12 protein-coding genes are annotated in these 12,114 nt (G+C 68.5%); 8 read left to right on the top strand and 4 right to left on the bottom strand.

Annotated features, from left to right (window positions below; all coding sequences use genetic code 11):
* Positions 1 to 54 precede the first annotated feature (54 nt).
* The 6 genes from SY26_RS10160 to SY26_RS10135 all read left to right on the top strand — a co-directional run bounded on the left by SY26_RS10160 (position 55) and on the right by SY26_RS10135 (position 4,269).
* Positions 55 to 456: a ketosteroid isomerase-related protein gene (locus SY26_RS10160; protein ID WP_045982671.1), complete on the top strand. Its 402-nt coding sequence runs from the start codon at positions 55 to 57 to the stop codon at positions 454 to 456.
* The gene (locus SY26_RS10155) at positions 453 to 1,037 is read left to right on the top strand and encodes a GNAT family N-acetyltransferase (RefSeq protein ID WP_046000437.1); all 585 of its coding nucleotides are present in this window, start codon (positions 453 to 455) and stop codon (positions 1,035 to 1,037) included. Before SY26_RS10160 ends, SY26_RS10155 begins: the two co-directional genes overlap by 4 nt.
* Positions 1,034 to 1,885, top strand: coding sequence for a carbon-nitrogen hydrolase family protein (locus SY26_RS10150; protein WP_046000436.1), 852 nt, complete (start codon positions 1,034 to 1,036; stop codon positions 1,883 to 1,885). Before SY26_RS10155 ends, SY26_RS10150 begins: the two co-directional genes overlap by 4 nt.
* Positions 1,886 to 1,960: 75 nt before the next feature.
* Positions 1,961 to 2,380: an alternative ribosome rescue aminoacyl-tRNA hydrolase ArfB gene (gene arfB, locus SY26_RS10145; RefSeq protein WP_046000435.1), complete on the top strand. Its 420-nt coding sequence runs from the start codon at positions 1,961 to 1,963 to the stop codon at positions 2,378 to 2,380.
* Positions 2,377 to 2,832 carry an NUDIX hydrolase gene (locus SY26_RS10140; RefSeq protein ID WP_045982667.1) on the top strand — a complete coding sequence of 152 codons (456 nt, stop codon included), beginning with the start codon at positions 2,377 to 2,379 and terminating at the stop codon, positions 2,830 to 2,832. The genes arfB and SY26_RS10140 overlap by 4 nt, the downstream gene beginning before the upstream one ends.
* A gap of 6 nt (positions 2,833 to 2,838) precedes the next feature.
* Entirely contained in the window at positions 2,839 to 4,269 is a 1,431-nt protein-coding gene (locus tag SY26_RS10135) for an inorganic phosphate transporter (RefSeq protein WP_046000434.1), read from the top strand.
* On the opposite strand, the gene pncB is transcribed toward SY26_RS10135, so the two are convergent.
* Together pncB and pncA are read right to left on the bottom strand one after the other, a co-directional pair.
* Positions 4,266 to 5,558, bottom strand: a complete 1,293-nt coding sequence (gene pncB / locus SY26_RS10130) for a nicotinate phosphoribosyltransferase (protein ID WP_046000433.1) — start codon at positions 5,556 to 5,558, stop codon at positions 4,266 to 4,268. The genes SY26_RS10135 and pncB overlap by 4 nt on opposite strands.
* A 59-nt stretch (positions 5,559 to 5,617) precedes the next feature.
* Positions 5,618 to 6,214, bottom strand: coding sequence for a bifunctional nicotinamidase/pyrazinamidase (gene pncA, locus SY26_RS10125; RefSeq protein ID WP_046000432.1), 597 nt, complete (start codon positions 6,212 to 6,214; stop codon positions 5,618 to 5,620).
* A 128-nt stretch (positions 6,215 to 6,342) separates the two neighbouring features.
* Between pncA and SY26_RS10120 the strand changes: the two genes are divergently transcribed.
* Both SY26_RS10120 and SY26_RS10115 read left to right on the top strand, forming a co-directional pair.
* Positions 6,343 to 7,938 carry an SLC13 family permease gene (locus SY26_RS10120; protein ID WP_046000431.1) on the top strand — a complete coding sequence of 532 codons (1,596 nt, stop codon included), beginning with the start codon at positions 6,343 to 6,345 and terminating at the stop codon, positions 7,936 to 7,938.
* 53 nt (positions 7,939 to 7,991) lie between these two features.
* On the top strand, positions 7,992 to 8,882 hold the full coding sequence (locus SY26_RS10115) for a rhodanese-related sulfurtransferase (protein WP_046000430.1): 891 nt from the start codon (positions 7,992 to 7,994) through the stop codon (positions 8,880 to 8,882).
* 37 nt (positions 8,883 to 8,919) lie between these two features.
* Here SY26_RS10115 and SY26_RS10110 read toward each other — a convergent pair whose 3' ends face one another.
* Both SY26_RS10110 and SY26_RS10105 read right to left on the bottom strand, forming a co-directional pair.
* Positions 8,920 to 11,196 carry an NADP-dependent malic enzyme gene (locus SY26_RS10110; protein WP_046000429.1) on the bottom strand — a complete coding sequence of 759 codons (2,277 nt, stop codon included), beginning with the start codon at positions 11,194 to 11,196 and terminating at the stop codon, positions 8,920 to 8,922.
* A 93-nt stretch (positions 11,197 to 11,289) separates the two neighbouring features.
* Positions 11,290 to 12,015 carry a proteasome-type protease gene (locus SY26_RS10105; protein WP_045982660.1) on the bottom strand — a complete coding sequence of 242 codons (726 nt, stop codon included), beginning with the start codon at positions 12,013 to 12,015 and terminating at the stop codon, positions 11,290 to 11,292.
* Positions 12,016 to 12,114 lie beyond the last annotated feature (99 nt).

Below are 12,114 nucleotides of genomic sequence, written 5' to 3'. Positions count from 1 at the left end.
AGGTGACGGCGCGCGTTCGGCACGCTAGCCTTGCGCAAAAGCAAGGAGACCCCGATGGACGCCAAGGCCCTGATCGCCGCCTATTACGACGCCTTCAACGCGGGGCGCACCGACGACATGCTGGCGCTGCTGCATGACGACGTCGAGCACCACGTGAACGAGGGCAAGATCCGCCGCGGCCGCGCGCTGTTCGCGGAATTCAACGCCCACATGACCGAAAGCTATCGGGAAAACCTGACCGACATGGTCATCATGGCCAACGAGGCGGGCGACCGCGCGGCGGCGGAATTCGTCGTGAACGGGACCTATCTGAAGACCGATCCCGGCCTGCCCGAGGCCCGCGGCCAGACCTATCGCCTGCCTGCGGGCGCGTTCTTTACCATCCGCGACGGCCGCATCGCGCGGGTGACCACCTATTACAACCTGGCCGACTGGATGGCCCAGGTCGGCGCATGAGCGTCGCGGTCCGCGTCCTGACCGGCGATGCGCTGGCCGAGGCGCTGCCCGACGTGGCGCGCCTGCGGATCGACGTGTTCCGCGACTGGCCGTACCTGTATGACGGCGATGCCGATTACGAACGCGACTATCTGCGCGCCTACCAGTCGCCCGGCGCGGTCGTGGTCGCCGCGATGGATGGGGACCGGATCGTGGGGGCGGCCACGGGCGCGCCGATGTCGGATCACGCCGCCGATTTCGGCGCGGCATTCGCGGATCGCCCTGAACCGCTATCCGACATCTTCTATTGTGCCGAATCGGTGCTGCTGCGGGCCTATCGCGGGCACGGGCTGGGCCATGCGTTCTTCGACGCGCGCGAGGATCACGCCCGCGCCTTGGGCGCGCGTTGGTCGGCCTTCTGCAGCGTGATCCGTCCCGCGGACCACCCGATGCGTCCGGCCGAGTACTGGCCGCTGGATGCGTTCTGGCGCAAGCGCGGCTATGCGCCCCTGCCGGGCGTCGTCGCGCAGTTCGCCTGGAAGGACCTTGGCCAGGCCACCGAGACCGAAAAGTCTCTGCAATTCTGGATGAAACCGCTGTGAAGATTGCCGCCGCCGCCTATCCGATCGACTGGTTCGACAGCTTCGACGCCTATGCCGCCAAGCTGGCACGGTGGGTCTCCGATGCTGATGCCGATCTGTTGGTCTTCCCCGAATACGGCGCGATGGAGCTGGCATCCCTGTCCGGGCGCGCGGTCGCTGGCGATCTGGAGGCCAGCCTGCATGCCGTGGCTGCGCTGGACCCGCAGGTCCGGGCGCTGCATGCGGACCTTGCGGCGCGGCACGGCTGTCACATCCTGGGCGCGTCGGGGCCGGCCTTCGACGGCGCGCGCCCGGTCAACCGTGCGGTGCTGTATGGCCCCGACGGGGTGATCGGCCACCAGGACAAGCAGATCATGACCCGGTTCGAACGCGAGGAATGGCATGTCACCGGCGCGCCCGGCCTGCGGATCTTCGACACGACCCTGGGGCGGATCGGCATCCTCATCTGCTATGACAGCGAGTTTCCGTTGCTGGGACGGGTGCTGGCGCAGGCCGGGGCGCAGCTCCTGCTGGTGCCCAGCTGCACCGACACAGTTGCGGGGTTCAACCGGGTGCGCATCGGCGCGATGGCCCGCGCGCTGGAAAGCCAGTGCGTCGTGGTCCAGGCGCCCACCGTCGGCCCCTGCGACTGGATGCCCGCGCTGGACGAGAACCGGGGCCGCGCCGCGATCTATGGCCCGCCCGACGGTTTCTGGCCCGAGACCGGGATCATCGCCGAAGGAGAGATGGACGCACCGGGATGGGTGCGCGCGACCGCCGATCTGTCCCGCGTCGATATCAGCCGCAGGGATGGCGCGGTCCTGCCCTTCGCGCATTGGCCGGAACAGGAACCCTGTCGCCTGATCTGAGGACAGCCGGAATTTACACTGTGTTAACCGGTTTGCGCTTTAACTGACCCCGGATCGCGCCATATCCTGAAGGTCATGCTGCATGTCACCGAAACCATCGCCATCCAGGAATGGGAACTGTCCGAACAGTTCACCCGGTCTCAGGGACCGGGCGGGCAGAACGTGAACAAGGTCGAGACCGCGGTCGAGCTGCGGTTCGAGGCCGCGACATCCCCCAGCCTGCCCGACCCGGTCAAGCGGCGGCTGCAGCGGCTGGCCGGACGGCGCTGGACGCAGGACGGGGCCGTCCTGATCCTGTCCCAGGAAACCCGCAGCCAGGCCCGAAACCGCGAACTGGCCCGCGAACGGCTGGCCGACCTGATCCGTCAGGCCCTGGTCGCGCCCAAGCGCCGCATCGCCACCCGCCCCACCCTGGGCAGCCAGCGCCGCCGCTTGAAGGCCAAGTCGGTGCGCGGAGAGGTCAAGTCCCTGCGCGGCAAGGTGGAGGACGAATGAGCGTCTGGCGCCGGACCCTCGATCTGCTGCTGGGGCGGCGGCCGGTGCTGATGCAGGTCGGCGCGATCTGCCGCGACCCGGCCAGCGGCAATGTCCTGCTGATCACCAGCCGCGACACGGGCCGTTGGGTCATTCCCAAGGGCTGGCCGATGGAGGGGCGCACCCTTCCCGGCGCCGCAGCCCAGGAGGCCTGGGAGGAGGCCGGCGTGCGCGGGCGCATCCGCCCGGCCGAACTGGGCCGCTTCCGATACAGAAAGCAGCAGGACCAGGGCTATGCCGTCCCGGTCGAGATGCGGGTCTATCTGCTGTCCGTGGACAGCGTGTCAGACCGGTTTCCCGAGGACCGGCAGCGCAAGCGTCGCTGGTTCGCCCCGGTCGAGGCCGCCCGCATGGTGGTTGAACCGGGGCTCAAGCAGATCCTGGCCGGTCTGGACCGCCCCGATGCCGCCTGAGCCGGCATGACGCACCGCCCCGGCTTTCGCGCGCTGGACAAGGATCTGGGCCGCATCGGCCATGCCGAGGTCGCACAGATGCATGCCTTCCGTCCCGTCTGGCGGCTGGGGCTGGCGGTGCTGGCGCTGGTGGGCGGGTTGCTGATGGTCATGGCGCTGTCAGGTGCCGCGCCCGGCATGCTGGCCATCGGGGCGGGGCTGGTGGTCGCGGCCTGGCTGGGCGTGGCGATCGGGGCGAACGACGTCGCGAATTCCTTGGGTCCGGCGGTCGGCGCGGGGGCCATCGGGCTGCTGCCCGGGCTGGCACTGGTCGCCGTCGCGGGCGTGGCGGGGGCGGTGCTGGCCGGGGGCGCGGTGTCGGCCCGTCTGGCGGGCGGCATCGTCCAGCTGGCACCCCTGGCCGAGGGCGGGCGCGCCCCGATGATGATGGTCGCGGCGCTGATCGGGGCGGCAGTCTGGATCACCTTGGCCACGGGCATCGGCCTGCCGGTCAGCACGTCGCATTCCATCGTGGGTGGCATCGCGGGGGCGGGGGCGGTGGCCTTGGGCCTGTCGGCGGTGGCCTGGGGGACGCTGGCGATCATCGCATCTGTCTGGATGGTGACGCCGGTGGTGGCGGGAGGCCTGGCCGGCGGTCTGCTGATCCTGCTGCGCCTGAAGGTGGTCGAGGCGCCGGATCGCGCCGGGGCGGCGCTTTTGTGGCTGCCGCTGCTGGTCGGCCTGATGGCGGCGCTGTTTTCGGCCTATGTCGTGGTGCTGCTGGACCTGGGACCGCTGGCCTCCTGTGCGGCGGCCGCGCCGACCGGGGCGGGCGCGCTGTGGCTGACGCGGCGCAGCGTGCTGCGCGAACTGGCACGCCATCCGCGTAAACCAAGCACCAAGTCGCTGCTGCGCCCCGCGCTGGTGATGTCCGTGCTGATTCTGGGCTTTGCCCATGGCGCCAACGACGTGGGCAACATCGCGGGACCGCTGTCGGTGGTCCTGCGCGGACAGGGGATGTCGACCGCGATCGGCGTGGTCCCGGTGCTGGTGCTGGCGGGCGGAGGGCTTGCCATCGCCACCGGCACGCTGCTGTTCGGGCGCCGCCTGGTCCACATGGTGGGCAGCGGCATCACCAAGCTGAACGCGGGGCGCGCCTTCTGCGTGTCGCTGGCCACCGCCGTGACGGTGCTGGGCGCATCGGCCCTGGGCCTGCCGGTATCGACCACCCATGTGGCGGTCGGCGGCATCTTCGGCGTAGGCTTTGCGCGCGAATGGCTGGACCGCCGCCGCGGCAGCCGGTCCGAGGCCCTGCCCGCGGACGAGACGCGCCGCCGCATCCTGGTGCGGCGCAGCCATGTCGTGACCATCACCGCCGCCTGGCTGGTGACACTGCCGATCACGGCATCGCTCGGGGCGCTGGCCTGTCTGCTGGTGCTGTGGGTGACCGGGGTCTAGACCGTGACCGACAGCGCCTGCTGGACGCCCACCCCGAAGACGCGCTTGTAGCGTTCGATCTCGGCCGCGGGGCCGGTGGCCTTGGCGGGGTTGTCCGACAGCTTGACGGTCGGGCGCCCATCGGCCGCCACCGCCTTGCAGACCAGGCTGAACGGCGCCAGCCCGTCGCCCGGCACCAGCCCGCGAAAATCGTTCGTCAGCAGCGTGCCCCAACCAAAGCTGACCTTGACCCGGCCGTGGAACTGCCGATGCAGGGCCAGGATCTTGTCCACGTCCAGCCCGTCGGAAAAGATGATCAGCTTGCCGCGCGGGTCCTCGCCGCGCGACTGCCACCAGCGGATCGCGGTCTCGGCGCCCGTGGCCGGGTCGCCGCTGTCGATGCGGATGCCGGTCCAGCCCGCCAGCCAGTCCGGCGCGCCCGCCAGGAACCCTTCCGTGCCGTAGGTGTCGGGCAGGATGATGCGCAGGTTGCCGTCATGCTCCTCGTGCCAGTCGGCCAGCACGTCATAGGGCGCCTGGCGCAGGGCCGCGTCGCCATCGGCCAGGGCCGCGCGCACCATCGGCAGCTCATGCGCATTGGTGCCGATCGCCTCGATGTCGCGGCGCTGCGCGATCAGGCAGTTCGAGGTGCCGGTGAAGCGGTCGCCCAACCCCTCGATCATCGCCTGCACGGCCCAGTCCTGCCACAGGAAGCTGTGCCGCCGGCGGGTGCCGAAATCGGCGATGCGCAGGTCGGGCAGGGCGCGCATGGCCTGTATCTTCTCCCACAGGCGGGTCATGGCGCGGGCATAGAGGACCTGCAGCTCGAACCGGCCCATGTCCTTCAGGACCGCGCGGGACCGCAGCTCCATCAGGATCGACAAAGCCGGGATCTCCCACAGCATCACCTGGGGCCAGGGGCCCTCGAAGGTCAGCTCGTACTGGCCGTCGCGCTTGTCCAGGTGATAGGCGGGCAGGCGCAGCCCCTCCAGGAATTCCATGAAATCGGGGCGGAACATCTGCCGCTTGCCATAGAAGGTGTTGCCGCGCAGCCAGGTGCTCTCACCGCGGGTCAGGGACAGCGACCGCACATGGTCCAGCTGCTCGCGCAGCTCGCCCTCGTCGATCAGGTCGGCCAGGCGCACGTCCTTGCTGCGGTTGATCAGGCTGAAGGTGACGGTGGTGTCCGGGCTGTTGCGGAACACCGACTGGCACATCAGCAGCTTGTAGAAGTCGGTGTCGATCAGCGACCGGACGATCGGGTCGATCTTCCATTTGTGATTGTAGACCCGCGTGGCGATATCGGCCATGACGCTGTTTCCTTGACCATTTCGCCCTTGGTGCCTTGATCCGCGCGGGGGCGCAACCCTCAGGCCAGCGTGACGCCCGCCTGGCGCATCGACGCGCGCGCGGCGGCCAGGCTGCCATCCAGGTCGATCGCACGGCACGCATCCTCCGCCACGCGGGCGGCAAAGCCCAGGCGGGCGGCGTCCATCGCGCTCCACGCGACGCAGAAATCATGGGCCAGCCCGACAAGGGTCAGGTCGGTGATGCCGCGGTCGCGCAGATAGCCGGCAAGACCGGTGGCGGTCGTGCGGTCGTTCTCGAAGAACGCGGAATAGCTGTCGATACCGGCGCGGAACCCCTTGCGCAGCACCAGATCGGCCCGGTCGACCTGCAGGTCGGGGTGGAACTCCGCCCCCGGCGTGCCGATCACGCAATGGGCGGGCCACAGCACCTGTGGGCCATAGGGCATCTGTGTCATCGAAAAGGCGGCGGCGCCCGGGTGGTTGTCGGCAAAGCTGGCATGGTCGGCCGGATGCCAGTCCTGCGTCAGGATCACCGCGTCGAAATCGGCCATCATCGCGTTGATCGGCGCCACGATCTGGTCGCCCCCGGCCACGGCCAGCCGACCGCCGGGGCAGAAGTCGCGCTGCATGTCGATCACGATCAGGGCCTGGGTCATCCGGTCCGCCTTGGCTTCGGTGTGGCGCCACTAGACCGCCGGGCGGGGCCGGTCGTCAAGGGTGGTCGCGGACCCGGTTTTGCCATACCCTGACCGCAAGAAGATGTCGCACGAAAAGGGAGGACACGATGGGGATACAGGACGATCTGCACCACCCCGGTGAATATGACGAGAACGAGGTCCCGACCCGCTCTGCGCAGATGATCTGGGTGCTGCGGGCGCTTGGGGTGGTGATGGCCGGCATCGTCTGGCTGCTGCTGGGCGGACAGGAGGGGCTGTCCGAGGATGCACGCATCGTCGCCGCCGTCGGCACGCTGATGGCCATCTGGTGGATGACCGAGGCGATCCCGCTGTCGGCCACCGCGCTTCTGCCGATCGTGCTGATCCCGGCGCTGACGGAAACGACCGTCGGCCAGGCGACGCAGCCCTATGCGTCGTCGATCGTGTTCCTGTTCCTGGGCGGCTTCCTGATCGCCATCGCGATGGAGAAATGGCACCTGCACACGCGCATCGCGCTGCTGACGCTGCGCAAGGTGGGTGTGGCGCCCCGGCGGATCGTCCTGGGCATGATGCTAGCAACCGGCTTTCTGTCGATGTGGGTGTCCAACACCGCCACCACGCTGATGATGCTGCCCATCGGCCTGTCCGTCCTGTCCCTGGTGGTCGAACGCGGATCGCGCCAGGACGGCGCCGCGGCCGAGGATGCGATGAAGGCCGGCGGCACCATCACCGACGTCGTCAAGGACCCAAATATCAGCGCCTTCGGCGTCTGCCTGGTGCTGTCGATCGCCTGGGCCGCGTCGATGGGGGGCCTGGGCACGCTGCTGGGCAGCCCGCCCAATGCCATCGTCGCGGGCTATGCCTCGGACGAGCTGGGCCGCAACATCGGCTTTCTGGAATGGATGGTCCTGGGCACGCCGCTGGCCTTCATTTTCATCTTCATCGCCTGGTTCCTGATGACCCGCGTCCTGTACCGGTTCGACCTGCCCGAGATCCCCGGCGGCAAGCAGATGATCGAGGATCAGGTCCGCGACCTGGGCGCGCTCAGCCAGGGAGAGAAGATGGTCCTGGCCGTGTTCCTGGGCGCGGCGTTCCTGTGGATCGTGCCGGGCCTTCTGACCTCGATCCCGGCGATCGAGGCCGCGGCACCCTGGCTGGGCAACCTGGATGACACGGCCATCGCCATCGGCGCGGGCCTGGCCATGTTCCTGCTGCCCGGCAAGGGCCGCGACAAGATGGTCCTGGACTGGAAGGATGCCGAGGCCGGGCTGCCCTGGGGCGTCCTTCTTCTGTTCGGTGGCGGGCTGTCGCTGGCCTCCGCGGTGGCGTCGTCCGGGCTGGACAGCTGGTTCGGCCAGCAGGTCACAGGCCTGGGCTCGCTGCCGACGATCCTGCTGGTCGCGGCCGTGGTCACGATCATCCTGTTCCTGACCGAGATCACGTCGAACACCGCCACCGCCGCGACCTTCATCCCGATCCTGGGCGGTGTCGCCCTGGGCATCGGGGCCGATGCGATGACGCTGCTGATCCCCGCGGCGCTGGCCGCGACCTGCGCCTTCATGCTGCCGGTGGGCACGCCGCCCAACGCCATCGTGTTCGGCACCGGGACCGTCACCATCGCCCAGATGGCCAGGGGTGGGTTCGTGCTGAACGTCGTGGGCATCCTGCTGATCACCGGCCTGACCTATCTGCTGGGCGGTCTGGCCTTAGGCCTGACCTTCTAGGGTCTGCGTTCTGATCTTGCGCCAAGGGGCGTGGCCGCGATAAGGCCACGCCCATGCTGCCCAAAACTCCCCTGACCGTCGCCGCACTTTATCACTTTGCCCGTCTGGCCGATCCGGCGGCCCGGCAGGGACCGTTGCTGGACCTGTGCCGCGCGCAGGGCCTGTGCGGCACGCTGCTGCTGGCGCCCGAGGGCGTGAACGGCACCATCGCGGGCCCGCGCGCGGGCATCCTGGCGGTCCTGGACCACATTCGCGCCTGGCCCGGTTTCGCGGGTCTGGACTGGAAGGAAAGCGCCGCCGACGCGCCCCCCTTTGCCCGCATGAAGGTCCGGCTCAAGGCCGAGATCGTGACCATGGGCCAGCCCGACATGGACCCGGCCACCACCACCGGCCATTACGTGGCACCGCGCGACTGGAACGCGCTGATCGCCGCGCCCGACGTGGTCGTGATCGACACCCGCAACGATTACGAGGTCCAGATCGGCACCTTCCAAGGCGCCATCGACCCCGGCACGAAAAGCTTCCGCGACTTTCCGGCGTGGTGGACCGACAACGCGCATCGGTTTCAGGGCAAGCGCATCGCGATGTTCTGCACCGGCGGCATCCGCTGCGAAAAGTCGACCAACTACCTAATCTCGCAGGGCGTCGATCAGGTCTACCACCTGCAGGGCGGCATCCTGAAATATCTGGAGGACGTCCCCCAAAAGGACAGCACCTGGCAGGGCGAATGCTTCGTCTTCGATCAGCGGGTCAGCCTGACGCATGGGCTGGCGCAGGGGCGGCACGGTCTGTGCCATGCCTGCCGCCGCCCCCTGGCACCCGAGGACCGTGACCGCCCGGAATTTGAGGATGGCGTCAGCTGCCACCGCTGCGCCGACGAATATTCCGACGCCGACCGCGCCCGGTTCCGGGAGCGGCAGCGCCAGTTCGACCGCGACGCCTGAACGTCTCCTTTGCCCCAATACCCCCTTCGGCGCGCCCTCAGCCCTGCGCGCCGACCCCGCCCGCGGCGATGGCGGCCATGTTCAGGATGTCGCTGACGGTCGAGTTGGTCGAACAGATCTGGATCGGGCGCGCCACGCCCGTCAGGATCGGACCGATGACGGTCGCGCCCGCCATCTCCTGCATCAGCTTGACCGAGATCGAGGCCGAATGCCGCGCCGGCACCACCAGCACATTCGCGGGCGCGGTCAGGCGGCTGAAGGGATAGCGCGCGGCCGCATCCATGTTCAGCGCCACGTCCACGGTCATCTCGCCCTCGTATTCGAAATCGGCGCCGCGTCGGTCCAGGACGGTGGCGGCCTGGGCCATCTTGATGGCGCGTTCGCTGACCGGATAGCCGAAATTCGAAAACGACAGGAAGGCCACGCGCGGCTCCAGCCCCAGGTTGCGGGCCACCGCGGCGCCGCGGGCGGCGATGTCGGCCAGATCCTCGGGTTCGGGCCATTCATGGACCAGCGTGTCGCCGATCAGCACGATCCGGCCCCGGTGCAGCACGGCGGTGATGCCCACCGCCCCGTCCTGCGGGCGCACGTCGAAGACATGGCCGATCTGTGCCAGCACCGGCGCGTTCTTGCGCGTGGCGCCGGTCACCAACCCGTCGCCATGCCCATGCGCCAGCATCAGCGCCGCAAAGATGTGGCGGTCGCGGTTGGCCAGCTTGAACGCATCCTCGCGGTCGACGCCCTTCCGTTGCAGGCGCTGGTACAGGAACTCGTGATAGCTGTCCAAATGCCGGGTGTTGGCGGCGTTCACGACGCTGATCTCGCGGAAGGCGTCGCCCATGCCCAGGGCCTCCAACTCGGCCTTGACCTCGGCCTCGCGGCCCACGACCAGCGACTGGCCCATGCCGGTGCGCTGCCAGGCGACGGCGGCGCGCAGCACGCGCGGATCGTCGCCCTCGGCAAAGATCATCCGGGCCTGGGCCTGACGCGCGCGGGCGTGGATGCCCTGCAGGATCGCGGCCGTCGGGTCCATCCGGTTCTTCAGCGTCTGGACATAGCCCTCCATGTCGATGATCGGGCGCCGCGCGACGCCCGTGTCCATCCCGGCCTTCGCCACGGCGGGCGGGATCACGTGGATCAGCCGCGGATCGAAGGGCGTCGGGATGATGTAGTCGCGCCCGAACTGCAGCTTGCGGCCATAGGCGACGGCGACCTCGTCAGGGACATCCTCGCGCGCCAGTTTCGCCAGCGCCTCGGCGCAGGCGATCTTCATCTCGTCGTTGATGGCGCGGGCGTGGATGTCCAGCGCGCCGCGGAACAGGTACGGGAACCCCAGGACGTTGTTCACCTGGTTCGGATAGTCGCTGCGGCCGGTGGCCACGATCGCGTCGGGGCGGACGGCGTGGGCATCCTCGGGCGTGATCTCGGGGTCGGGATTCGCCATGGCGAAGATCACCGGGTTGTCGGCCATGCTGACGACCATGTCCTGGGTCACCGCCCCCTTGGCGCTGACGCCCAGGAAGACGTCGGCGCCCTTCATCGCCTCCTCCAGCGTGCGGGCGGTGGTCACGACCGCATGGGCCGATTTCCACTGGTTCATGCCCTCGGTGCGGCCCTGATAGATGACGCCCTTGGTGTCGCACATGATGCAGTTGTCATGCCGCGCGCCCATCGACTTCAGCAGTTCCAGACAGGCGATGCCCGCCGCACCCGCGCCGTTCAGGACGATCCGCACATCCTCGATCTTCTTGCCCGACAGCTCCAGCGCGTTCAGCAGGCCCGCGGCGCAGATGACGGCCGTGCCGTGCTGGTCGTCGTGGAACACCGGGATGTCCATCAGCTCCTTCAGGCGCTGCTCGATGATGAAGCATTCCGGTGCCTTGATGTCCTCCAGGTTGATGCCCCCGAAGGTCGGGCCCATCAGCTTGACGGCGTTGATGAACTCGTCCGCGTCCTCGGTGTCCAGCTCCAGATCGATGGCGTTCACGTCTGCAAAGCGCTTGAACAGCACCGCCTTGCCCTCCATCACCGGCTTGGAGGCCAGCGCGCCCAGGTTCCCCATCCCCAGGATCGCCGTCCCGTTCGAGATCACCGCCACCATGTTGCCCTTGGTGGTGTAATCATAGGCCGTCTCGGGGCGGTCGGCGATGGCCTGGACCGGCACCGCGACGCCCGGCGAGTAGGCCAGCGACAGGTCGCGCTGCGTGGTCATGGGTGTGGACGGCGTGATGTCGTATTTGCCCGGACGCGGCTCCAGGTGATAGGCCAGCGCCTCTTCGGGGGTGATGCGGCTGCGGCTGGTCTTGTCGGTCATGATGTCCCCCGAGGATGATGCTGGGGACTGCTTAACGGCTTGGCAGGACTGCTTCAACGCGCATGCGGTCCGGCTTGCGCTAACAGCTGCGGGTCAGATGCTGACCTTGACGAAGCTGTCGCGCAGCGCCGCGGACCAGGCCGCGCTCATCTGCATGAAGTCCGGATCGCCGTCCAGGATGCGGCGGCGCGTGGTGACCGCACAGGCATCGGCGCCGATCACCGCCAGGTCCAGCGGCATCCCCACCGACAGGTTCGACCGCAGCGTCGAATCCATCGACAAGAGAACCGCCTTTTGCGCGTCGGCCAGGCTGGTCGCGGGGGTGACCACCCGGTCCAGGATCGGCTTGCCGTACTTGTGCTCTCCGATCTGCAGGAAGGGCGTGTCCTCGGTCGCCTCGATGAAGTTGCCTTCGGGATAGATCAGGAACAGGCGCATGTCGCCGCCCTTGCGCTGTCCCGCGACGATCATGCTAGCGGATGCCTGCTGCTTGAGGTCGCGGCACTGTTCGGCGATCTCGCGCCGGGTGCGGCACAGCGTGTCGCCGATGATCGTGGCCACGCGCAGCATGGTCGGCGCCTTGAGGATCGAGGTCGTGTCGTCTGCCAGCTCATCCTCGATCGCCTCCTCCAGGCGGGCGATGGTGGTCTGGGTCACGGACAGCGACCCGGCGGTCATGATCGCGATGATGCGTTCGCCCGGCGCCTCGAAGAAGAACATCTTGCGATAGCACGAGATATTGTCCAGCCCGGCATTCGTGCGGGTATCCGACAGCAGCACAAGCCCGGCATCCAGTTTCAGTCCGACGCAATAGGTCACCGGCACATCTTTCCGTTGCATTCCGCAGGGCAGACTAGGACCGGGGGGCGTGGGCTGCAATCGCTCGTTTGCGGGTCGCGTCATGAAACTTTGGGTCGC

The organism is Paracoccus sp. 228, assembly GCF_000967825.1.
GTDB classification, from domain to species: Bacteria; Pseudomonadota; Alphaproteobacteria; order Rhodobacterales; family Rhodobacteraceae; genus Paracoccus; species Paracoccus marcusii.
The sequence above is the reverse complement of the archived record's forward strand: the minus strand, read 5'-3'. Positions and strand labels throughout refer to the sequence as shown.

Bases quoted from the DNA above. Each gene is read 5' to 3' on its own strand.
- SY26_RS10110 (WP_046000429.1), bottom strand. From the start codon at position 11,196: ATGACCGACAAGACCAGCCGCAGCCGCATCACCCCCGAAGAGGCGCTG.
- pncB (WP_046000433.1), bottom strand. From the start codon at position 5,558: ATGGCCGATATCGCCACGCGGGTCTACAATCACAAATGGAAGATCGAC.
- pncA (WP_046000432.1), bottom strand. From the start codon at position 6,214: ATGACCCAGGCCCTGATCGTGATCGACATGCAGCGCGACTTCTGCCCC.
- SY26_RS10120 (WP_046000431.1), top strand. From the start codon at position 6,343: ATGGGGATACAGGACGATCTGCACCACCCCGGTGAATATGACGAGAAC.
- SY26_RS10160 (WP_045982671.1), top strand. From the start codon at position 55: ATGGACGCCAAGGCCCTGATCGCCGCCTATTACGACGCCTTCAACGCG.
- SY26_RS10155 (WP_046000437.1), top strand. From the start codon at position 453: ATGAGCGTCGCGGTCCGCGTCCTGACCGGCGATGCGCTGGCCGAGGCG.
- SY26_RS10140 (WP_045982667.1), top strand. From the start codon at position 2,377: ATGAGCGTCTGGCGCCGGACCCTCGATCTGCTGCTGGGGCGGCGGCCG.
- SY26_RS10135 (WP_046000434.1), top strand. From the start codon at position 2,839: ATGACGCACCGCCCCGGCTTTCGCGCGCTGGACAAGGATCTGGGCCGC.
- arfB (WP_046000435.1), top strand. From the start codon at position 1,961: ATGCTGCATGTCACCGAAACCATCGCCATCCAGGAATGGGAACTGTCC.
- SY26_RS10115 (WP_046000430.1), top strand. From the start codon at position 7,992: ATGCTGCCCAAAACTCCCCTGACCGTCGCCGCACTTTATCACTTTGCC.